At 33.7% G+C, this 21,074-nt stretch carries 21 protein-coding genes and 11 tRNA genes; 29 read left to right on the plus strand and 3 right to left on the minus strand.

The genetic code is table 11. The features are described 5' to 3' along the window. Positions 1-2: 2 nt before the first annotated feature. A complete protein-coding gene (locus tag Q0828_RS00680) occupies positions 3-2,048 on the minus strand; it encodes a sensor histidine kinase (protein WP_298416843.1) in 2,046 nt (681 codons plus the stop codon). A gap of 147 nt (positions 2,049-2,195) precedes the next feature. Next, on the minus strand, positions 2,196-2,450 hold the full coding sequence (locus tag Q0828_RS00685; protein ID WP_298416845.1) for a hypothetical protein: 255 nt from the start codon (positions 2,448-2,450) through the stop codon (positions 2,196-2,198). Positions 2,451-2,743: 293 nt separating this feature from the next. Between Q0828_RS00685 and Q0828_RS00690 the strand changes: the two genes are divergently transcribed. The 29 genes from Q0828_RS00690 to Q0828_RS00830 all read left to right on the plus strand — a co-directional run bounded on the left by Q0828_RS00690 (position 2,744) and on the right by Q0828_RS00830 (position 20,815). Then, positions 2,744-2,815: transfer RNA gene (locus Q0828_RS00690), tRNA-Asp, on the plus strand. Between the two features lie 5 nt (positions 2,816-2,820). Beyond that, positions 2,821-2,893: transfer RNA gene (locus tag Q0828_RS00695), tRNA-Pro, on the plus strand. Between the two features lie 97 nt (positions 2,894-2,990). Next, positions 2,991-3,062: transfer RNA gene (locus tag Q0828_RS00700), tRNA-Glu, on the plus strand. 6 nt (positions 3,063-3,068) lie between these two features. After that, a tRNA-Leu gene (locus Q0828_RS00705) sits at positions 3,069-3,151 on the plus strand. 6 nt (positions 3,152-3,157) lie between these two features. Next, positions 3,158-3,231, plus strand: a tRNA-Leu gene (locus tag Q0828_RS00710). A gap of 27 nt (positions 3,232-3,258) precedes the next feature. Then, positions 3,259-3,330 (plus strand) — tRNA-Arg (locus Q0828_RS00715). Between the two features lie 6 nt (positions 3,331-3,336). Beyond that, positions 3,337-3,406, plus strand: a tRNA-Gln gene (locus Q0828_RS00720). A gap of 4 nt (positions 3,407-3,410) precedes the next feature. Next, positions 3,411-3,483 (plus strand) — tRNA-Met (locus Q0828_RS00725). A gap of 8 nt (positions 3,484-3,491) precedes the next feature. After that, positions 3,492-3,564 (plus strand) — tRNA-Ile (locus Q0828_RS00730). 7 nt (positions 3,565-3,571) lie between these two features. Continuing rightward, positions 3,572-3,644, plus strand: a tRNA-His gene (locus Q0828_RS00735). A 4-nt stretch (positions 3,645-3,648) separates the two neighbouring features. Further along, a tRNA-Phe gene (locus tag Q0828_RS00740) sits at positions 3,649-3,721 on the plus strand. 106 nt (positions 3,722-3,827) lie between these two features. Continuing rightward, positions 3,828-4,142: a hypothetical protein gene (locus tag Q0828_RS00745; protein ID WP_298416846.1), complete on the plus strand. Its 315-nt coding sequence runs from the start codon at positions 3,828-3,830 to the stop codon at positions 4,140-4,142. 90 nt (positions 4,143-4,232) lie between these two features. Further along, positions 4,233-4,676: a helix-turn-helix domain-containing protein gene (locus Q0828_RS00750; protein ID WP_298416847.1), complete on the plus strand. Its 444-nt coding sequence runs from the start codon at positions 4,233-4,235 to the stop codon at positions 4,674-4,676. 363 nt (positions 4,677-5,039) lie between these two features. Then, positions 5,040-6,572, plus strand: a complete 1,533-nt coding sequence (locus tag Q0828_RS00755; protein ID WP_298416848.1) for a S53 family peptidase — start codon at positions 5,040-5,042, stop codon at positions 6,570-6,572. Positions 6,573-6,605: 33 nt separating this feature from the next. Continuing rightward, the gene (locus Q0828_RS00760) at positions 6,606-7,010 is read left to right on the plus strand and encodes a hypothetical protein (protein ID WP_298416850.1); all 405 of its coding nucleotides are present in this window, start codon (positions 6,606-6,608) and stop codon (positions 7,008-7,010) included. A gap of 84 nt (positions 7,011-7,094) precedes the next feature. After that, positions 7,095-8,477, plus strand: coding sequence for a hypothetical protein (locus Q0828_RS00765; protein WP_298416852.1), 1,383 nt, complete (start codon positions 7,095-7,097; stop codon positions 8,475-8,477). Positions 8,478-8,569: 92 nt separating this feature from the next. Continuing rightward, positions 8,570-9,649, plus strand: coding sequence for a phosphotransferase (locus tag Q0828_RS00770; RefSeq protein ID WP_298416853.1), 1,080 nt, complete (start codon positions 8,570-8,572; stop codon positions 9,647-9,649). 4 nt (positions 9,650-9,653) lie between these two features. Then, complete coding sequence (locus Q0828_RS00775) at positions 9,654-10,709, plus strand: T3SS effector HopA1 family protein (RefSeq protein ID WP_298416854.1); 1,056 nt, start codon at positions 9,654-9,656, stop codon at positions 10,707-10,709. Then, positions 10,702-11,967: a lanthionine synthetase LanC family protein gene (locus Q0828_RS00780; RefSeq protein ID WP_298416856.1), complete on the plus strand. Its 1,266-nt coding sequence runs from the start codon at positions 10,702-10,704 to the stop codon at positions 11,965-11,967. The genes Q0828_RS00775 and Q0828_RS00780 overlap by 8 nt, the downstream gene beginning before the upstream one ends. A 623-nt stretch (positions 11,968-12,590) precedes the next feature. Next, positions 12,591-12,926 (plus strand): arsenosugar biosynthesis-associated peroxidase-like protein, encoded by a 336-nt coding sequence (locus Q0828_RS00785; RefSeq protein WP_298416858.1) that lies wholly within the window; start codon positions 12,591-12,593, stop codon positions 12,924-12,926. A gap of 138 nt (positions 12,927-13,064) precedes the next feature. Next, positions 13,065-14,120 carry an arsenosugar biosynthesis radical SAM (seleno)protein ArsS gene (arsS, locus tag Q0828_RS00790; protein ID WP_298416859.1) on the plus strand — a complete coding sequence of 352 codons (1,056 nt, stop codon included), beginning with the start codon at positions 13,065-13,067 and terminating at the stop codon, positions 14,118-14,120. 245 nt (positions 14,121-14,365) lie between these two features. Further along, a complete protein-coding gene (locus Q0828_RS00795) occupies positions 14,366-14,887 on the plus strand; it encodes a rhodanese-like domain-containing protein (RefSeq protein WP_298416860.1) in 522 nt (173 codons plus the stop codon). Positions 14,888-14,889: 2 nt separating this feature from the next. Continuing rightward, complete coding sequence (locus tag Q0828_RS00800; protein WP_298416861.1) at positions 14,890-15,495, plus strand: TIGR04282 family arsenosugar biosynthesis glycosyltransferase; 606 nt, start codon at positions 14,890-14,892, stop codon at positions 15,493-15,495. Positions 15,496-15,517: 22 nt separating this feature from the next. Then, complete coding sequence (locus tag Q0828_RS00805; protein WP_298416863.1) at positions 15,518-16,246, plus strand: T9SS type A sorting domain-containing protein; 729 nt, start codon at positions 15,518-15,520, stop codon at positions 16,244-16,246. Between the two features lie 16 nt (positions 16,247-16,262). Next, a complete protein-coding gene (locus Q0828_RS00810) occupies positions 16,263-17,075 on the plus strand; it encodes a purine-nucleoside phosphorylase (protein WP_298416865.1) in 813 nt (270 codons plus the stop codon). Positions 17,076-17,350: 275 nt separating this feature from the next. Next, a complete protein-coding gene (locus Q0828_RS00815) occupies positions 17,351-17,764 on the plus strand; it encodes a DoxX family protein (RefSeq protein ID WP_298416866.1) in 414 nt (137 codons plus the stop codon). A gap of 13 nt (positions 17,765-17,777) precedes the next feature. Beyond that, positions 17,778-18,746, plus strand: coding sequence for an arsenosugar biosynthesis arsenite methyltransferase ArsM (gene arsM, locus Q0828_RS00820; protein ID WP_298416867.1), 969 nt, complete (start codon positions 17,778-17,780; stop codon positions 18,744-18,746). A 202-nt stretch (positions 18,747-18,948) separates the two neighbouring features. After that, complete coding sequence (locus Q0828_RS00825; protein ID WP_298416868.1) at positions 18,949-20,364, plus strand: hypothetical protein; 1,416 nt, start codon at positions 18,949-18,951, stop codon at positions 20,362-20,364. 55 nt (positions 20,365-20,419) lie between these two features. After that, positions 20,420-20,815 (plus strand): VOC family protein, encoded by a 396-nt coding sequence (locus Q0828_RS00830; protein ID WP_298416869.1) that lies wholly within the window; start codon positions 20,420-20,422, stop codon positions 20,813-20,815. A gap of 31 nt (positions 20,816-20,846) precedes the next feature. Here Q0828_RS00830 and Q0828_RS00835 read toward each other — a convergent pair whose 3' ends face one another. Then, positions 20,847-21,026, minus strand: coding sequence for a hypothetical protein (locus Q0828_RS00835; protein WP_298416871.1), 180 nt, complete (start codon positions 21,024-21,026; stop codon positions 20,847-20,849). Positions 21,027-21,074: the final 48 nt, after the last annotated feature.

Genomic DNA, 21,074 nt, shown 5'->3' on the forward strand with positions numbered 1-21,074 from the left:
ATTTATATCTCTTTTATTGGAATATCTATTGAAATACTTGTTCCTTTTCCTATCATTGAATCTACATGCAATTCTCCTTCTAAAGATTCTACTCTTGAGGCTACATTAATCAATCCTATGCCTCTATTTCGTTCATCTTTAGTATCGAATCCAATTCCATCATCTTCTACAGAAACATTCAAATTATCTTCTCTACTTATTAACTGTATAGTAATATTTTTTGCCTTTGCATATTTCAAGGTATTGCTAATTAATTCTTGAATGATTCTATAAATGGTGATCTCAACATCATTATCCAAACGATTATCTAATCCGTGTGCTATAAACTCAACTTCTACCTGATTGGTTTCCTCCAAAGTTTCTTTTAAATCTTCTAAAGCAGCTACAAGACCAAATTTAGTAAGTACTCCTGAAGCCATATCATGTGATATTTTTCGAACTTCATCACAAGCATTATCTAGTAACTGATTTGCCTTTTCATATTGCTTTATGTTAGAGATTTTCAGGGTTTCTATATTTTCTTCAACTGATTTGAAATGTATTTTTACCATTGATAAAATACTTCCCAATCTATCATGTAAATCTCTTGCAATTCGTTGCCGTTCTCCTTCTTGTCCTTCTATCATTGCATTAATAGATTTCATTTCTTGATTTTTTAATAACTCAGATACTTTTTGTTTTTCAATTATCGCCAAATCGGCTTTACGTTTTTGCTTGCTGCCTCTAATAATTGCCATCAAAAGTAATATGAGTAAAAAAAGACCTATGGAAAGTGCATAATTTTTAATTTTAGAGTTATCTAATTCTTTTTGGGTTATTATTTTATCTTTCGCCAACGCATTTAATTCCATTTGCTCTTCTTCTAAACTCGCTTTCATCACAATAGCATTTTTCGTTTTAGTAAACATACTATCTTTTAGTTGTATATATTTTGAATTAAATTTTAATGCCTTATCATATTTCTTTAATCGTGTATAACTTAGTGCTAAATTTATATTAGCTTCTAACTGAGTGTTTTTATTATTTGACTGTTCAGCAAAGTCTAAAGATTTTAAATAATAGTCAATGGCTTTTTGATACAAATTTTTCTTAAACTCAACATTTCCTAGATTACAATAGATTTCGGAAGTATAATCATTCAACTTATATTTTTTAATTATACTCAGGCTTTTCTGATAATACGATAAAGCTTCGTCTAGTTCGTTATTTATATAGAATAAAGCCCCCATAGTATTGTATATAGGAACATTCTTTTTTTCAAAACCTAACTTTTCATTTAATAATATAGACTTCTTATTATACTCAGATGACAATGCTAGTTTATTCATTTTAAAATAAGCCATTCCTAAGTTAGCATAAACATTAGATAGTTCATAAACTTGGTCCGTTTTTTCTAATATTAACTTACTTTCGTTTAAATATTCAAGAGCAGATGAATACATTTCAAGTTCAATATAAAGTCCGCCAATGTTAGACAATGTGTAAGCAGTTAATTGTTTATCTCCTAATTCTCTTCTAATTTTCAAGACTTCAAAATAATACGCTATTGCTTTTTTATAATTCTCACTTCTATCATGCAATACTCCAATATTATTATTAATAGATGCTACTAAGGGTTGTAATTCTAGTGATTTAAAATGTTCTAATGCCTTCAAATAGTACGATATCCCTTTTTCAATATTATTTTGAAGTGTATAAATTCTTCCTAATTGATTTTGAGCTCTTCCAATTCCATATATATGCTCAATCTTTAATTCAACATCTAATGCTTCTAAAATAATGGCTTCTGCTTCTTTAAGTTTATTTTGATTTGTGTAGATTGTTCCTATCCTAATCTTACTTGTTGCATTGCCTTTCCAATTTGATATTTGTTTACTTATATTTTCTGCTTTCGTAGCATATTCCAATGCTTTATCCTCATTAATTTTAGTAAATTCCCATGCCAAATCATTTAATGTGTTTACTTTTAAGGAGTCATTTTTTTGATTAGTTTGCAATGTTAAAAGTAAATCATTAATTATTTTATTTTGCCCTATTGTAGTATTCATAAAGAAAAGAAAACACACAAATAGAAATTTTAATTTAGAAGTTAAATACATTGAATAAATAGATAAATGTTTAATAAATAATGCTTTACATTTCATAAAGATAGTAAAGCATTAAGATATACTCTATAACAAAAGTAAGAATTAACTTTATTTTTTCGGATTTTCTTCATCTTCATCTCCAGGTCTTATATCTACTACTGTCTTTACTGGCCTTACTACTGGTTTAGGATTTGTAGTTGACGATCCGGTGCTTGCGTCTGTTCCTGATTGCCCACTACTTGTATTTGTTGTTGTTGTTGTTCCAGATTGTCCATTAGTAGAATCTGTTTCCGATTGTCCATTCTTAGTGTTAGTTAATTCAGTACTTTCTGTTCCTTTAGATTTCTGAATAGAATTTTTCATAAATTAGGGTTTATGGATTAATAAAGAGCAAATATCAAACTATCTAAAACACGAGAAACCACTACTAATAATGGTTATTTATAGTAACTTATTAGTATTTTTTTACTTTAAGCCTATTAGTAGGTTTTATAATTATCTTATTTTGACATTGATAGTATCAACTCCAAATCCTCCTCCAAAAAGTTCGAACTCCTTCTCTCCGACTCCACTAACATATAGCTATGGTGTAATTGGATAGCACCAGAGATTTCTAATCTCTTAGTCTAAGTTCGAGTCTTAGTAGCTATACAAATAGTATCGTGACTCAACGGTAGAGTGCTCGACTGTCTCTCGAGAAGTTGCGGGTTCGAATCCCGTCGGTACTGCAAAACTGAGAATAGAACAATTGGCTGTTTACCTGTTTTGGATACAGGAGGATGTAGGTTCGAATCCTGCTTCTCAGACGAAAAAATCAAAATCAAGTATGCTTGAATTTGGTTTGCAATGAGACGTTGCAGGAACACTTTGTGAATCCTGCTTCTCAGACGAAATAATTAAAATGCTCCGTTGGTCAAACGGCGAAGACGCTACACTTTCTATGTAGAGTTAGGGGTTCGATTCCCCTACGGAGTACAAAACACCTGTGTGATGGAACTGGTATACAAAACAGTCTTAAACGCTGTTGTGCGAAGCACATGTGGGTTCGAATCCCACCGCAGGTACAAAATGCAGAGATGATGTAACTGGCAAACATACCTGACTTAGACCCAGGTTCCTGAGAGTTCGAATCTCTCTCTCTGTACAAACGCAATCTTGAAAGGAGTGCAACAAGTTTATGGTGTAATGGATAGCACATTGGTTTACGAAGCCAAGAGTATAGGTTCGAATCCTATTAGACTTACAAATTGACTCATGTTGTAATGGCAGCAGGCGAGACTTTGACTCTCGAGGTAAAGGTTCGAATCCTTTTGGGTCTACTATAGCGATATAGCTTAATTGGTAAAGCACTGGTCTCATAAGCCAGAAGTTGAAAGTTCAAATCTTTCTATCGCCACTAAAAATAGTGATATAGCTTAACTGGTAAAGCGTCAATCTGATAAGTTGGCAGATGAAAGTTCAAATCTTTCTATCACTACAAAAATGGTGTCTTTAGTTTATTTGGTAAAACGCCTCACTGTGAATGAGAAGAACAGGGTTCGAATCCCGAAGTCACCCAAAAGGAATAATAGCAGAGTTGGTCAATGCGCTGGATTGAAGTCCCAGAGATATAGGTTCGAGTCCTATTTATTCCACAAAAAGAATGTAGTTTAAAATTTAAAACAGTGAGTGTATATCTCAAAGATGCAAGTAAAGACCTTGCCTTTCTTACATTAATAATTAACATAAAAACAAACAGTCATGAGACAAGATGTATTACAAAGATTCTTCTATAGAACTGAAGATTCAGGAAGATTCCTCGTGACTTCAAAAAGAACAGGAGTCACCTATTTTGTAGAACCGATAGATTCTGGGAAACCAGCTATTTTATGGGGAGATGTAGACCCAGTTACAAAGAAACTAACTGGAGATTATGGAAATAAACGAAGAGGCGCCGTTTTGGCTGAGCAATCTTTAATTACTGAAGAGAATGGCTTCAAAAACATTTCCACATTCAAAGGAAGTCCTTTGGGTGAAATTGATCGTAGAGATCGATTGTATGAAGAAAAAATATAACAATACATAATCACTATGTTTTTAATCCAGTCCTAGGACTGTTCAACCAAAACAGTTACTAGGACTATTTTTTATATTTATCAAATAAAAATGCTACGCTTATTAAAAAAAGGAATAGAATTCTTCGTGCGTTTTTTTAAGGGAGAACCGCAAAAAGCTGAAAATACAGTACTAGAAATTCAACAAGATGTCATATTAGATATCATGGACAGACTTTCTGATTTTGAGCATAAAAAAAGGTTCTTAAAACATACTTCTTTGCATTTATTAGCGAAGAAACTTCAAACAAATCCTAAGTATCTATCTAAAATCATTAATATTCATTATGAGAAAAATTTTAGTTCGTATATCAATGATTTACGCATAAAATATCTCCTCAAAGAATTGCAAAAAGATAGTTTACTCAAAACATATACTGTAAAAAAATTAGCAAAAGAGTTAGGTTTCAATAATACAGAAGTTTTCTCTAAAGCTTTCAAAAAACATACTGGTGTAAATCCTTCAAACTACTTAAACAGTTTGAAACATTCTTAATAAACACATAATTTCTCTAGATTTCCTAAGTTCCTACATCTAATTAAATATAGATGCAGGAACTTTTCTTTTTTTAGTAGAACCAACATTGACCAATCACATATACTTTCCCAAATATTCTATGACTGCATAATTCAAAATTAAGTTTTATTTCCACTCTACTTAACAAGAAACAACCACTGCGAAACAAGAGAATGTAATTAACTGAAAATCAACAACAAAAACTCTAAAAAACTATCGCTAAGTATTTTTAACTATTTAAAAAGTGATAATACTCAATCTCAAAACCAAGTGTAAATACGCATCTATATTATAGGTGTATTGTGCAATTTTGAGAGTCTATAACCAACCTTATCTTTTTTTATGGAAACAAGCCAAGAAAATACCCCACAAAACGATGTATTAGAAATCAAAGTATACGTGCCGATTAATGAAATTACGAAGCGACAACAAGGAATGATCGACAACGCACTTCACAAACATCCAAGAGATCGAAAATACTTATCAAACACATCACATTCTAAAATCTTCGCTCCTAGTAAAGATGATGCCGATGAAATTATTGAACACGCAAAAGCTAATAATTGGGATGTATCATTTAATAAAACAGCACGAGAGATTACGATTAGAATAAAATCAGATGATATCGCTAATGAAGATAGCCCAGTAAGTATTGAAGCGTTAAAGTTTTTAAGTTCACAAGGAGATATTCATTTAGATGCAGCAGGTAATGAAAAACAAGAAAATGCAAGCGCAGAAGACATTGTAAATCCTAATCAGAAAACAGGTTTTGTGAAAAGCAATCAAGAAAAAAGAGTTGGTAATGGGTATACTGTTCCAATTCAGGAACCTGCACATGGACATAGTGCTATTGAAATTGCAGAGGCGTACAACTTTCCAGAAGGTGACGGAGCAAAACAAACTATTGGAATCATAGAACTAGGAGGGAAATTTGAACAAAGTGATTTAGAAACTTACTTTGAATCATACAATTTGGAAGTTCCAGAAATTCAAGTAATTGGTAAGCCAGCTACAACTCCAATAAACGATAACGTAGAAGTAACCGCAGATATTCAAGTATTAGGATCATTAGCTCCAAAAGCAAAATTAGTAGTGTATTATGGAACTACAATTTTACAAGCTATGAAAACTGCTTTAGCAGATACCAAAAATAAACTCACCGTAATTTCTATCAGTTGGGCAGGATCAGAATTAGGATACTCGCAACAAGAAATCATAGAATTAAATACTGTTTTTCGTGAAGCATCTTTAAAAGGAATCACTGTTCTTGGTGCTTCTGGTGACAGTGGAGCTTTAAACAATAAAGAATATGCGAATGTAAATGTTCCTGTAAACTTTAAAAATGTATTAGGCTGTGGAGGAACGCAACTTGAAATTTATGAGGAAAGAATCATCGCTGAAACGGTTTGGAATGAAACTACACGACAAGCACAAGTAGGAACTGGTGGTGGTTTTAGTCAACGCATTTCAGAAGCTCCATTCCAAGTAGAAGCTATTCAGGCTTACTTAGAAAAATTCCCAGAATTTGAACCATACCACAGAGCTGGAGGAACAGGTATTCCTGATGTTGCAGCAAATGCAGCAGACGCTACTGGTTATGCAATCTTCTTTGAAGGAAACTGGGCAAAAATTGGCGGCACAAGTCTAGCTACTCCACTTTGGGCAGCACTTATTGCTCGTATGAATCAAAACTTAGGCTACAGACTAGGGTTCATTAATGAACACTTATATAAATTAATGAACTCAGAGGCATTTCATCAAATTACAGAAGGAAACAACAACTTATACATCGCTGCAGAAGGTTGGAATCCATGTACAGGTTTAGGATCTCCTGATGGGACAAAACTAATGGAAGCTATTGATGCTTTAGACTAAGCAACACATTTAATCTCACTAAAACATAAAATCATGGCAAAAAAGTTAGCATTAGATGAACTTCCAAAACGTTTAATTGTGGATGGAAAAAAAGTAGAAGATGTGATAATGATCTATGGGTTTGTTGCTGAAGGTCCTGATGAAGACAACATCACGTTTTATTTAGACACACTACTAAAAACTTCTGTAGTAATTAAAGATGAAGATATCATACACGATGTAAACATTACAAAAACACATAGTGCTATTGGTGGTACCATTATCTGGGTAAAAAATGCATCTTCCTACTTACAAGGAAATGGTATGCAATCACAACAAGATGATGCACAACAATTCTTTCAAGGCGATATCTATCAACAATATGCAAACACTGCACAAGGAAATAATCCTACGCAACCACAAGCTTCAGTATGTGGCTGTGGTCAATGTGGAAAATAGACAATTAAATAAGTCAAGCTCAATCAAAACATGAGAGTCATAAGGAATTAAAAATCATATTATTAACCTTTAAATTTAATTATTATGTTTACATTTTTTCAAGGATGTGGAATACCTCCTGTTACCCTAACTTGTGGTAATGTTGGTGGCGCACATGCACAAAATGTAGGACCTACAGGGACATATGGTTGTACGCAACCAAGTCATTGTGTTGGACCTACAGGAACACAAGGGTGCACAATTGTTGGACCAACTGGTTACCAAGGATGCACACAACCAACAACTATTTTAGGACCAACTGGAACGCAAGGTTGCACGCAGCCAGGTCATTGTGTTGGACCTACAGGAACGCAAGGTTGTACACAACCTCAAACAATTTTACCTCCAACTATTGGATGTATCACTGTAACAACTACCGTTGCTACTACAATTGGAGGAGCACACGCTCAAGCGCAAACAATTGGACCAACTGGTACACAAGGTTGTACACAGCCAGGACATTGTTTAGGGCCAACTGGAACGCAAGGTTGTACACAACCACAAACAATTTTGCCTCCAACATTACCGCCAGCATGTGTACCACACACAGTTGGATGTACGGCTATTACACCTTGCCCAACAATACCTTGTCCTCAAGGTGGAAATGCGCAAGCACAAACTATTATACCGCCAACTATTGGATGTATTACAGTTACGACAACTATTGCTACTACAGCTGGAGCACATGCACAAAACGTAGTACCAAATACAATAGGATGTACAGCAATTACACCATGCCCAACAATTACTCCTCCATGTGGTGGAAATGCGCAAGCACAAAATGTTGGAGTTACTGGATGGAGAGGATGCATTCAACCAACTGGAACACCACCAGCTACTGTTTGCCCACAACCAACAGGTACTGCGCAAGCACAAACTGTATTTCCTACTGAAATTTGTCCTACCTTAATAGGTTGCCCAGCTGCTGCACACGCACAAAATGTTGGACCAACAGGAACACAAGGTTGCACGCAACCAGGTCATTGTGTTGGAGAAACTGCATATCCAGGATGTACTTTTGTAGGACCAACTGGTACACAAGGATGTGGTCAAGATAATGCTGCACAAGCACAAACATTAGGACCAACAGCTTACCAAGGATGTTCAGGAACTGCTGCTACTCTTTGTACACAAGTAACTTGTGACGGTGGAGATGCACAAGCACAAACCTTAGGACACACTGCGTATCCAGGATGTGGAGAGCATGGAACTGCTGCAACACTTTGCACACAACCAAGTATGTGTGGTGGACCAACTCATCTTTTAGGATGCACAGGTTACGAAGGATGTCACCAACAAGGAACTGCTGCTACAGTATGTACGCAAGTAGGATGTGATGGTGGAAATGCACAAGCACAAATCCATAGTATCCCAGTTGCTGATTGTATCCCTACACGTAGTTGTACAGGAGCATGGCCAGTATGTTAATAATAGCTTATCTTAATCAGATATAGCTATTTTTTATATAAAGCTGCCTGTAAATTACAGGCAGCTTTCAAAAAACTCAAAAAATTACTTTTATGCGCTTAACAAAGAAAAATATTACTCACTATCTACTAGACAAAGGTTTTTTAGAACCATCTTCTTTCATGTCTGGTGATTATATGCTTACGCAAACGCAAAGCAGAAATTCTATATTTAAAATTCAACAACAACAAGCACAAGGATTGTTTGTTAAGCAATTGGTTGCCCAAGATTCTACAAATAGTTACTTAATGCAGAAAGATGCTACAAGTCACTATTTAATTCATAAATCAGATTTATACAAAGAAACTGCAAGCCATATTCCAGATTATTATGGGTATGATCCGTATCATAATATTTTAGTTACAGAATATTTTGCCAACACAAAAAATGTACATGAAGTAACCTACAGAGACAAACAATTATCAAAACAACATGCAGTTAAAATGGCGCATATTTTAGCTTCTTTTCATTTTGATATTACTGAAAAAATTAAAGACAATAGTTCGCTTCAGTTTTTTAGCAAACAATTACCTTGGATTTTAAACACAGGACAACTATTAAATTCAAGTTCGAATGGAATTACAAATACGGTCATTGCCGAAATTCACAAACACCAAGATTTAGTTCAAAAAATAGAAAAAATAGCAACGAAGTGGGAAACAACTAGTTTAATTCATGGTGATATCAAATGGATGAATTTTATTGTGATGCCAAACAATGAAGACGTAAAACTTGTAGATTGGGAAATTGCAGATTTAGGTGATCCTTTATGGGATGTTGCTGGTGTTTTTCAATCATATTTTAGTGCTTGGGTTTTAAGTTTCAACAATCAAAACATACAACAGCACCAACAAATACAAGGAAACGAATTTTTATCCATAGACGCCATTACACCAGTTGTAAAACTACTTTGGGATACCTATGCTGAGAAACAAGAATTTACTTCTATAGTATCCAAAGAAAAATTATTAAAAACACTTTCATACATGTCAGTTCGAATGATTCAAACTGCTTTTGAAAACAATGTAGCACAACAACAACTACATGCCAATTCCGTAAGAATACTACAATTCTGTAATCACATTTTAGGAGATACAGAAGGAATTGCTAAACAATGGAATTTAATAGACTAAGGAGATGAAAGATACTATACATACAAAACAAATAAAGGAAATTACAAAAGCAATAGAAATTACTTCACTTAGCACTTATAAAGTTCATGGAGAAGAAGAATATGTGAAAAATCAAATGCCGTATCAAACATTTGCAGAAGATTTTAAATCGTTCGGAAGTAACACTAGTGTTGATGCAAAACAACAACGTAGTAATCTTGTCAACGCATTAACAAATACCATCTATGCAAAATTTTATTGTGGCATCAAAAATGGAGATCATACTTCTAAAATTCCACCAAAAGCAGCACGTGACGCCTTCATGGAAACACTCTCTCAAGCAAACACTTCTACAAATGGATTTGATTACCATTGGAATATATACAATGTAGATACTTCAACTGGTAATGCATACGTTCAAAAAAATGGTGAATTACGTTGGTTGCAACCAAATGGATATCAATTTGTAAATCCGCAACAAAAACAAGCTGCAGTTAATACAAAAGTAAACATCGCGCGTCAAAAAGAAAACAGAAACATTCAACCTGTATTTTATCATGTATTCAGTAATGAAATGTTTCCACAAGAAGTAGAATTGGGAAGAATTTACTGGAATGTAACTCCTGAAGGTGCAGCGCCATTAATAAACTTACTCACAACAACACTCAACGAATACAAAATTCCATTTCAGTTTAAATGTTTAAACCATCCTGATTTATATGTACGATCGGATGCTGCCGTTTTATACCTCAGCAAAAAACACGTACAGCTAGTTTCTATCATACTAAAAAGTGTAATTCCAAATTTAGAACCGTATCTTGTAGACGAAATTCCAATGTTCACCAAACAAATTTTTAAAGGTGTTGGATATGCGGAAGATCCAGGGAAAGGGCAAAGTTTTGGTATGAGCAGATCATCAACCATTGCAGAAGCATTAGTTGATGCTTTTCAACAAGAAAAAAACAAAAAGGAAACACTTACCAATGTAATCAACTTTTTATCAAGAAAAGGAATGACATTAGACCGTTTACACCTTAACAAACATACAACACTAACGCCAACCTTCCCAAGCTATGAATAATATTGAAATCACTACAAAAACAGCTATAAATATGTACGTGAAAACAGCACACAACATTGGAAAGTATTTAGCAAAAGAAGCTATTTGGTATAAAAATATGTGCAACTGGGCTGGTCACGAAGTAAATATCGTTGGCGACAAATACGAAACTGTTGTAAAAGCCTGTAGTATTGATCTATACAGCGGACTTACAGGAATTGCGCTATTTCTAACTGAGTTATATGACAAAACTCAAGACCCAATCATAATGCACACATTGCAAGGCACATTAAATACAATTGAATATAACTTAGAAGGGGACAAAATAAACAACTTCGGGTATTACTCTGGAAAAATTGGTGCAGGATATACCTTATGGAAAATTGGAAAAAAACTAAGAAACAACGAAATTGCCTCAAAAGGACTCGCCTATGTAAAATCTGTAAAAGACAAAGAAATTGCAAATCATGAAGTAGATATCATTTCTGGCGCTGCCGGATCAATTTCTGTATTATTAAAATTATACTATGCAGAACAAGATGAAGAATGTTTAGAAATAGCAAAAAAATGCGGTCAATTCTTATTAAACAAAACCATTAAAAATGAAGACACCTGTGCATGGATGACGGTAGATGCCACCAATGCATTAACTGGATACTCACATGGAGCTTCCGGAATTGCCTCTGCATTAATGGAATTATACGCAACTACCAAAAGTGAAGAATATTGGCATGCAGCAATGGGCGGATTCAATTACGAAAAAAAGTGGTTCAATGATCAAACACAAAACTGGCCAGATTTACGAGAATATAAAGGCGACAAACCGTTAAGTTATGGAACTATGTGGTGTCATGGCGCGCCAGGAATTGCCATTGCTCAACTCAAAGCATACGAAATGACGCAACATGAATACTTTTTACAAGAAGCTAAAATTGCTTTAGAAACAACAAAAAGAGCAGTTATTCAAGAAACGAATCCTAACTCAAAAGCTAACTTTTCACTATGTCACGGTTTGGCTGGAAATGCAGACATATTATTATACGGACATCAAATACTGAACATTCCTGAATATGTAGAAGTTGCAAAAAAAGCAGGTGACTTTGGTATTTCGCAATACGATGCAACAGGCGTTGTATTTCCTAGTGGCGTAAATGATCCTAGTGGGCTCACTATTGGGCAACAAGAAAATCAAGGGTTGATGTTAGGACTCTCAGGAACAGGAATGTTTTACTTACGTTTAGACGATATGATGAATATTCCTTCTGCGTTGGTTCCTTAAAATATCCTCAACTTTTTTTGGTTGTATAGATAAGTATTCACAAGAAAACAATTCTCAAAAACAAACCTGCAAAATCATACAAATCTCAATTTCTTAATCATTCAAGAAATTGAGATTTTTTAATTCCTACAACCAAAACTTCATAACTAGGGTCATTTTCCCGTATAATTTTAAGGTATTCCCTAATGCAAACTTTTTTAGAAGCATATATTTTTACGAATTCAAGGTTCAAGAACTAAAATCATGTGTTTTATGAATAGAGGTTGTAGTCATTCATAGTTAATGAAACACATTGAATCATTGAATTTTGGAAAATCCTAAGTGTAATGCTTAGGATTTTTTAGTTCAATTCAATTTTCGAAAAACTTGTACTGAACTTAATTCAGTATCTAAAACAAATACATTAGCAAAGACATTATTTTAGTAAGCATAAAAATATAAACCATATACTGCAGTTAGTACCGTTTCTTCTTTATCCTTACATCTAAAAGCCTAGCGATCTTTTTCAAGCAACAGTAATTTTCTTTCATTCCGGTGTAAAGTTTTAAAAAAAAACTCGTCTCAATGTAGACTATTTGATTTTGCGTATTTTAGCAATTCTCAAATATAAACACGCATACAACATGGATAAATCATATTATAACCCAAGAGACTTAAAAAAATTCGGATCAATTACAGAATGGAGTGAAGAACTTGGAAATAAATTCTTTGAATATTATGGTAAAGTCTTCGAAGAAGGCGCACTAACACCACGTGAAAAATCATTAATTGCTTTAGCTGTATCACACACAGAGCAATGTCCGTATTGCATTGATGCATATACCAAAGATGGTTTACAACGCGGAATTACTAAAGAAGAAATGATGGAAGCCATTCATGTAGGTGCAGCTATCAAAAGTGGTGCAACATTAGTACATGGAGTACAAATGATGAACAAAGTAAATAAATTAGAAATGTGATTTTTATAGTTTTCAATTATAAAAATCATTCTGAGCGCACTGCATTGAGTAAAATCGAAATGAAGTTGAAAGATCTCTAAAAACCGAAATACGCTAAATTTGTGTATACAATCTAGAGGCGAAAAATAAAATTGATCAATGGCGACAAAGTCCCTTAAGAAAAGAGAAAGTGAATTAGCAAATACACAACGACAATTAGAAATTCTATCTAACGGAATTTTTCAAAGTGGTGAATTGCCAACGTTCGCAAAAAAAATAAAAGAAACAAATCAATTTCCCCTAAAACCTAAAAAAATTGAAATATTACAAATCAATGTAGGTTATATGTGTAATCAGGTATGTTCGCATTGTCATGTAGATGCAGGACCTGATAGAAAGGAAATTATGACGCGCGAAACCATGCAACAATGTTTGGATGTCATTGAAAAAACAGGTGCGCATACACTCGATTTAACTGGTGGAGCGCCAGAAATGAATCCGCACTTTCGTTGGTTTGTAGAAGAAGCTTCAAAAGTTGGAGTAAAAGATTTCATAGTTCGATCAAACTTAACAATCATTCGCGCCAACAAAAAATACTACGATTTACCTGAATTCTTCAAAAAACACAATGTACATGTTGTTTCCTCAATGCCACACTGGACACGTGGAAAAACAGACAAACAACGTGGTGATGGTGTTTTCGATAAATCAATAAAAGCATTACAAGAACTAAATGCCGTTGGGTATGGAATGCCAGATAGTGGCTTACGATTAGACTTGGTATACAATCCTTCTGGAGCGTTTTTACCAGGTGATCAAATGGCTATGGAAAAAGATTTCAAAAAAGCGTTATTGGACGATTTCGGGATTCAATTTCACAACCTATTTGCAATCACAAACTTGCCAATCAGTCGTTTCTTAGATTACCTTATTGCTTCCGAAAATTATGAAGATTATATGTATTCTTTAGTAGAAGCATTCAATCCTGGCGCGGTTGCTAATGTGATGTGTACCAATACAATTTCTGTAAGTTGGGACGGTTGGTTATACGATTGTGATTTCAATCAAATGCTCGATTTAAAAGTAGCCAGTAAATCACAACACATATCAGAATACAACGAAGAAGATTTAAGCAAACGAAACATCATCATCTCACAACACTGTTATGGCTGTACAGCTGGTGCTGGAAGTAGTTGTCAAGGAACGGTTGCTTAATTAATGACAATCCTAGTTTAAATTATGCACGGTAGTTTTTAATGTATCAATGATTGTAAACGACGATCTTCAGAAGTAATGAGTGAAAAGTGAAATTGCGATGCGTAGCAAGAACGAACGATGTGTAGCAATTTCCCATAGATCGTCTTGACTTTTTGGTTCGTTTTTGTGTCAAGACAAAAATGATCATATAACAAAAAGCAAAAAAGGTCATCATTTCAGATAATATCAAACAATAACTAAACATGAAATACATTCTTTATATACTAACGTTTTTTACTATTGCTTTCGCGAATGGACAAACGGCGCTCGACAGCCTATTACAAAAAGAAAACCAAGAATCTATTCCATACATTACGGTGGAAGAATTAGCAAAAAAAGAAGATATTGTTCTATTAGATAGCCGTGAAAAAGTAGAATTTGAGACCAGTCATATCAAAAATGCTGTATGTGTTGGGTATGATAAATTCAAACTCAAAAAAATAAAAAAACTACTTCCAAAAGACAAAACTAAACCTATTGTTGTCTACTGTTCATTAGGAATTCGTTCAGAAGACGTTGCCGAAAAACTCAAAGAAGCTGGATATACCAATGTCTACAATCTCTATGGTGGAATATTTGAATGGAAAAACCAAAATCAAACAGTAATAGATACTAACGGACAAACTACTGAAAATGTACACACCTTCAACGAAGATTGGAGTATTTGGCTAAAAAAAGGAATCAAAATCTTCGAAAAGGAAAAATCAAAAAAAGATCCACAGTAAACATGCAAAATAGTACAACGCTACTCATGACGTTTACACGAAATCCCGAAATTGGGAAAGTAAAAACGCGTTTAGCAAAAGGTATTGGAAAACAAGCAGCTTTAGAAGTCTACATCAAACTTTTAGAACATACCGAAAATGTCCTTCAAAAAATAAATACAGATAAATGTGTATGGTATTCGGTTTCTGTTCGACAGAACGATATATGGCCCGATGATTCATATCAGAAGAAGGCGCAATTCGGTAATGATTTAGGCGAACGTATGCTACATGCGTTTGAAGATGCTTTCCAACAGAATTACAAAAAAGTAATTATCATAGGAAGCGACTTGTATGATTTACAACCAAAACATATTGAAGAAGCTATCAAAGCTTTGGATACAAATGATGTTGTAATTGGCCCAGCACAAGATGGCGGATACTATTTATTAGGCATGAAAACACTTCACAAAAAAGCGTTTGCACCTAAAAATTGGGGAACAGAAACCGTATTAGCAAACACGCTGAACGATTTAGACACTCAATCCATTCATCTTCTAGAAACATTAAACGATATTGACCACGCGGAAGATTTAGAACCATACGAGGCTTTTAAAAAGTATTTATAATTCCTATTTAAAAAAGCTAACTATGAAAACAAAATTACTCGTAATGTTATGCGCAGCATTTGGCGCTCTACAAATTAATGCACAATGTTCACGATCTGGAAACTTTGTTCAAAGTGATCCTTCTTACAACATTAGCGGAACAGCCAGCGTAACTTTTCAAACAAACGGCTCAAAAGACATCGTTTTCGATGCAAACTTTATGACGGTTCAAGGTGTCGACTTAAGAGTTTATTTATCAAAAGAAGATGATATCCTAGCAGTTGGCGCAGATGCAATTGAAGTCACTACTTCTCCACTATTAGGTGACAACGGGATGACATCGCCTGTATTGTCTCCAATTACTGGAATGAAAACATTTGCCATTAACCAAACCATGTATCCAAATGTAAACCTAAGCACATATGATTATATTGTAATTCAATGTATCGGAATTAATGAACGTTGGGGATACGTAAATATGGCAGCAGCAAGTGGACCAGATTGTAACTTATTAAGCGTAGCTGAAAAAAGCTTAAAAGAATCAGTTGCTGTATATCCAAATCCAGCAAATGATTACTTTGAAATTACAAACAATTCTCAAAATGAAATTTCAGTAAACATCTACGATATCTTAGGAAATAAAGTAATTACATCAGAAACATCTCGATTAAAAAAGCAATCATTTTCTTTAGCAAATTTAAATTCTGGTGTATATTTAGTCGAATTAAAAAGCGACAATCAAAAACTTGTTAAAAAACTGATTAAGCGCTAAAAACGCACATACATTTATGTTAAAACACATTACAGAAACAACAGAATATTTAGTAAATAAAGGATTTGACAATCCTGAAATTGGTATTGTACTTGGTACAGGTTTAGGAAAACTTATTGATCATATTGATATCATTGCAGAAGCACATTACAATAACATTCCATACTTTCCACTAGCAACAGTTGAGTTTCACACAGGCAAACTCATCTTTGGAACATTAGCCGGAAAAAAAGTAGTAGTCATGCAAGGTCGTTTTCACCTATACGAAGGTTATGATTTTGTAGACATTACCTATCCAATTCGCATCATGCATCAACTTGGAATCAAAAAATTATTGGTTTCAAATGCTGCTGGAGCCATCAATCTTGATTACAAAAAAGGTGACATCATGATTATTGACGATCATATTAATTTACAAGGTGGATCTCCTTTAGCGTTTAAAGGTGTGAGCGAATTTGGAGAACGTTTTGTTGATATGAGCGCTCCGTACAATGCTGATATGATTGCAAAAGTGGAAAAAATTGCCACTGATCAAAACATAAATATTCAAAAAGGAGTCTACGCAAGTGTAGTTGGTCCGCAATTAGAAACGCGTGCCGAATACAGAATGCTCAAAATCATTGGCGCTGATGCTGTTGGAATGAGTACAGTTCCAGAAGTCATAGTTGCCAATCATTTAAGCCTTCCATGCTTAGCCGTTTCTGTATTAACAGACGAATGTGACCCTGATAACTTAGCTCCTGTAAACATTGCAGAAATTATAGAAATTGCAGGGAAAACAGAACCAAAAATGATTACACTCTTCACTGAGCTAATCAAAACACTATAAAATAGTAGTGAGTTTTTAGTAATGAGTATTGAGAAGTAAAAAATGTGATCTGAGGCATTCGAAGACCAAATTAACACTTTGACTAGCTCAGATAAACAAAAAATAAATAAAACAGATTGACAACACTATAAATTTGGGCGTGTCCAAAACGCTTCACTAGTAGAGTGAAGCGTTTTTGTCATGCTAAACTTGATTCAGCATCTCATAAAGAGCTACAACAAAAGCTTGCACTGAGCCCAATCGAAGTGCCTTATCGCTCACGCAAAAACAACAACATGAATACCAACAAAAAAATTGCACTACTTACTATCAGACTTTTATTAGGTTTTATCTTTTTCTTTCAAGGATTGGGTAAAATCGTCAAATTCGGAGTTGACAACGTATACAATAACTTTTTTGCAAAAACTTACGATGGTATACTACCAGACTTTTTATTATATGCAACTGCTTATTATACATCGTACATAGAATTTTTAGGTGGTGCACTGTTAATAATTGGACTAAAACGCGACTACACATTGTATGCTTTGGCATCTGTATTAATAATTGTAACTTTCGGGCACGGTTTAGTAGAGCCAATCTGGGATTTATCACAGGTAATGTACAGAGCAATTTTACTGTTGACATTACTCCTATTACCTAAAGAATGGGATCAATATCGACTAGACACTTTATTAAAAAGAAAATAAATAGAAACGATTAATGAGTTATTTAGAAACTACACACGACGTATACAAAGAAGCGGCTTTAACCCCTGATGTTGGACTTTGTTGCACAACCAATCCTATTTGGGAATTGCCAGGTTTAAAAATTCCAACAATCATGCAAGAAATGAATTATGGATGTGGAAGTACTGTACATGCCCGTGATTTAACAAACAATCCAACAATGTTATATGTTGGTGTTGGTGGCGGAATGGAATTATTGCAATTTGCATATTTCAATCGTCAAAAAGGCGGTGTTATTGGTTTAGATGTAGTAGATGAAATGTTAGAAGCATCTCGCAAAAATTTCATTGAAGCGGAAGCACAAAACGATTGGTTCAAAAGTGAGTTTGTAGACCTTAGAAAAGGAGACGCTTTAAACTTACCTGTAGATGATAATAGTATTGATGTTGCAGCTCAAAACTGTTTATTCAATATCTTTAAAACAGAAGATTTAAAAAAGGCAATTGCCGAAATGCATCGTGTACTAAAACCACATGGAAGACTTGTGATGAGCGATCCAACTTGCGAGCAACCAATGAACGAAACGCTTCGTAACGATGAACGTTTACGTGCATTATGCCTAAGTGGAAGTTTACCAATTGCTGAATATGTAAAAATGTTGACAGATGCAGGGTTTGGAACGATTGAAATTCGTGCTAGAAAACCCTATCGTATTTTGGATCCGAAAAATTACCCAACAGACGAACTTATCTATATCGAATCAATTGAAGTTGCAGCTATAAAAGATCCAATGCCAGAAGATGGTCCATGTATCTTTACAGGTAAAGCAGCTATCTATTTTGGTACAGAAGACTATTTTGATGATGAAAAAGGACACATTCTATTAAAAAATCAGCCAATTGCTATCTGTGACAAAACAGCCCAAGCTTTAGCTGATTTAGGAAGAGATGATATTTTCATTTCTGGTTCTACATATCATTATGATGGTGGCGGATGTTGCTAATCTTCTTATTACTTCAAAATGTCATTTTGAGTGATTTTTAGAAATAAAATGAAAAAATAGTATCGAGAAGTACTAAAAACATAAAAAATAATTACCAAACTATACAAACAGCACAGTTCACACATTGAATTGTGCTGTTTGCGTATTGGTCATTTCCTAGTAATATAGAAGCGCTTAGTTTTGTTTCACAAAACGTAACAAAATGAAAAAACTTCTGTGTATATTTTTCTGTTTACTTTCTTCACACATGACTATTGGGCAAACTATATCTGAAGAAGCAAGAGTATTAAAGAGAAAAAAAGCAGCACATTACATTCCTCTAAAAGAAAGATTTATAAGTGTACACACACGCCAAAACACATACACAGTTTTTAGTGAAAAATTTAAATTATATAGACGAAAAATAATTGCAGATATATCATTACGCCAATTTTCGGGCAAAACAAATAACCTACAAAATGTTGCAGACATTGTTCCTTATGATTTTGACAAACTACAACACAAAAAGTTCGTTGCTTATATAGGAAATCACAAATATGAACTATATCAATTCAATAAAGAATTTTTCATTTTAGAAGAATTTCATACCGAGATTAATGATCTTGGAAAGAAAGAATGGAAATCTCATAAATTGGATGTACTACCGTTTACATTTATCAATCTAAAAGGTAAGAGAAAAATTTTGACGCTTATAAACCAAACTCATCAGAACTATATCATTCCTAAGAAAGACACATTGGTTTTAAAAGTTTGGACACGCTATCAAGGTCTAGGTATCGTACTTTTAGATTTCATCCAAACACAGTCATATACTCCAATATACGATAGTAAAAAACTACGCTATATTTCATCACACTTATTTCAACTCGACAAATACTATCATATCATAACTAAAAAGAAAAAGAAATATTTGTACAACTATCGTGACGAAAATGTGTTGCATAAAAGTTACGATTCTATTATTCTAGGAAGTTTTATTATTGGGATTAAAAATGAAAAATACGATGTGTACAATCAGACATTGAAAAAATTGAAACTACCAAATCTGCAAGCTGCTTATCATAACAACAACAATCGATACAACTTACAAATTATTCAACATAATAAACTAAAGTGTATTCCATTGTCTAATGATACTACTGAAGTTTATACGCTTTCAAATCATACGCCACCTTACATGCCACAACTAACACTAGAAATGATGTTAAAAATAGAAGAACGTGCGGATACATTTGCTTTCATTCATGAATTCTCATTAGATACACTGAGTATTTCAAAAAGCGGTATAAAAGATATCTACTTTCTTGAAAATGAAAAAAAAGAAATAATAACAAATCATTATTCATATATTATTGCCGCATTAAATAATGGGAAATATAGTATGCTAGATATTAGAAATCCAACATCATATATACTCAACGCAGTAGATGAAATTAAGCGTGTTGGAAACTATATTTGTTACAAAAAAGATAATGTATATGGCTACTATGGAATTCATCAAAATGGGCGTTTTAAAAAACTAGATGCTTTTCAAGGTTTTTTTGCAAGATTTGAATTGCCTAACGGACAAAAAGGTTGGCTCAACAAAAACGGTAAAGAATATGTTGATATACATTAGCTAAAAACTATTATAATTAGGATATTTGACACTAAATTCGTTTAAACTTTCATAAATGCACACGTTTTCATTCAATCATATTGCACTTTCCGTAAAAAATGTTGACAAATCTGTTGCGTTTTATCAAAAGGTTTTCCAACTCAAAGAAATTGAAAATACAGCTTCCAACTCTACAACGAGATGGTTAGCAATTGGCAATGGAAAACAACTGCATCTCATTCCACGTCCAGATGCACAAATAAAAACCAACAAAGCGGTTCATTTTGCGCTAACTACTGCAAGCTTTGATGCGTTTGTAATGTTTCTAAACGAATTAAACATTCCATATTCTGATTGGCGCAATACGTCAAACAAAGATTACATCCGAAAAGATGGAATAAAACAAGTGTATTTTCAAGATCCTGACGATTATTGGATAGAAGTAAATAATGATACCCAACAAAATCAATAATCACATCACTTTACAGGTAATCAAAAAAATATTATTTCATAAGTTTCGAGCTCAGAAATTTATAAATAGCTAATGCTGTTAAAATTGATCCGACAACAATTATAGTATCACTTGCGGTTTCATCTTTAACAAAAGAAGATATTGGAAGCAAACCAAAAATTAATAAAGCCAAAACAAGCGAACCTATACCTAAAAGAATTTTTTTTATCATACCATAAATATATTTAAAAAAAACATTAAACCTGTAAGTTTTAAAGGA

The organism is uncultured Kordia sp. (assembly GCF_947496985.1).
GTDB lineage: Bacteria > Bacteroidota > Bacteroidia > Flavobacteriales > Flavobacteriaceae > Kordia.

What these genes read in the sequence shown, in the direction of transcription:
- Q0828_RS00680 (WP_298416843.1), bottom strand. Translation starts at nt 2,048, where the DNA reads ATGAATACTACAATAGGGCAAAATAAAATAATTAATGATTTACTTTTA.
- Q0828_RS00685 (WP_298416845.1), bottom strand. Translation starts at nt 2,450, where the DNA reads ATGAAAAATTCTATTCAGAAATCTAAAGGAACAGAAAGTACTGAATTA.
- Q0828_RS00745 (WP_298416846.1), top strand. Translation starts at nt 3,828, where the DNA reads ATGAGACAAGATGTATTACAAAGATTCTTCTATAGAACTGAAGATTCA.
- Q0828_RS00750 (WP_298416847.1), top strand. Translation starts at nt 4,233, where the DNA reads ATGCTACGCTTATTAAAAAAAGGAATAGAATTCTTCGTGCGTTTTTTT.
- Q0828_RS00755 (WP_298416848.1), top strand. Translation starts at nt 5,040, where the DNA reads ATGGAAACAAGCCAAGAAAATACCCCACAAAACGATGTATTAGAAATC.
- Q0828_RS00760 (WP_298416850.1), top strand. Translation starts at nt 6,606, where the DNA reads ATGGCAAAAAAGTTAGCATTAGATGAACTTCCAAAACGTTTAATTGTG.
- Q0828_RS00765 (WP_298416852.1), top strand. Translation starts at nt 7,095, where the DNA reads ATGTTTACATTTTTTCAAGGATGTGGAATACCTCCTGTTACCCTAACT.
- Q0828_RS00770 (WP_298416853.1), top strand. Translation starts at nt 8,570, where the DNA reads ATGCGCTTAACAAAGAAAAATATTACTCACTATCTACTAGACAAAGGT.
- Q0828_RS00775 (WP_298416854.1), top strand. Translation starts at nt 9,654, where the DNA reads ATGAAAGATACTATACATACAAAACAAATAAAGGAAATTACAAAAGCA.
- Q0828_RS00780 (WP_298416856.1), top strand. Translation starts at nt 10,702, where the DNA reads ATGAATAATATTGAAATCACTACAAAAACAGCTATAAATATGTACGTG.
- Q0828_RS00785 (WP_298416858.1), top strand. Translation starts at nt 12,591, where the DNA reads ATGGATAAATCATATTATAACCCAAGAGACTTAAAAAAATTCGGATCA.
- arsS (WP_298416859.1), top strand. Translation starts at nt 13,065, where the DNA reads ATGGCGACAAAGTCCCTTAAGAAAAGAGAAAGTGAATTAGCAAATACA.
- Q0828_RS00795 (WP_298416860.1), top strand. Translation starts at nt 14,366, where the DNA reads ATGAAATACATTCTTTATATACTAACGTTTTTTACTATTGCTTTCGCG.
- Q0828_RS00800 (WP_298416861.1), top strand. Translation starts at nt 14,890, where the DNA reads ATGCAAAATAGTACAACGCTACTCATGACGTTTACACGAAATCCCGAA.
- Q0828_RS00805 (WP_298416863.1), top strand. Translation starts at nt 15,518, where the DNA reads ATGAAAACAAAATTACTCGTAATGTTATGCGCAGCATTTGGCGCTCTA.
- Q0828_RS00810 (WP_298416865.1), top strand. Translation starts at nt 16,263, where the DNA reads ATGTTAAAACACATTACAGAAACAACAGAATATTTAGTAAATAAAGGA.
- Q0828_RS00815 (WP_298416866.1), top strand. Translation starts at nt 17,351, where the DNA reads ATGAATACCAACAAAAAAATTGCACTACTTACTATCAGACTTTTATTA.
- arsM (WP_298416867.1), top strand. Translation starts at nt 17,778, where the DNA reads ATGAGTTATTTAGAAACTACACACGACGTATACAAAGAAGCGGCTTTA.
- Q0828_RS00825 (WP_298416868.1), top strand. Translation starts at nt 18,949, where the DNA reads ATGAAAAAACTTCTGTGTATATTTTTCTGTTTACTTTCTTCACACATG.
- Q0828_RS00830 (WP_298416869.1), top strand. Translation starts at nt 20,420, where the DNA reads ATGCACACGTTTTCATTCAATCATATTGCACTTTCCGTAAAAAATGTT.
- Q0828_RS00835 (WP_298416871.1), bottom strand. Translation starts at nt 21,026, where the DNA reads ATGATAAAAAAAATTCTTTTAGGTATAGGTTCGCTTGTTTTGGCTTTA.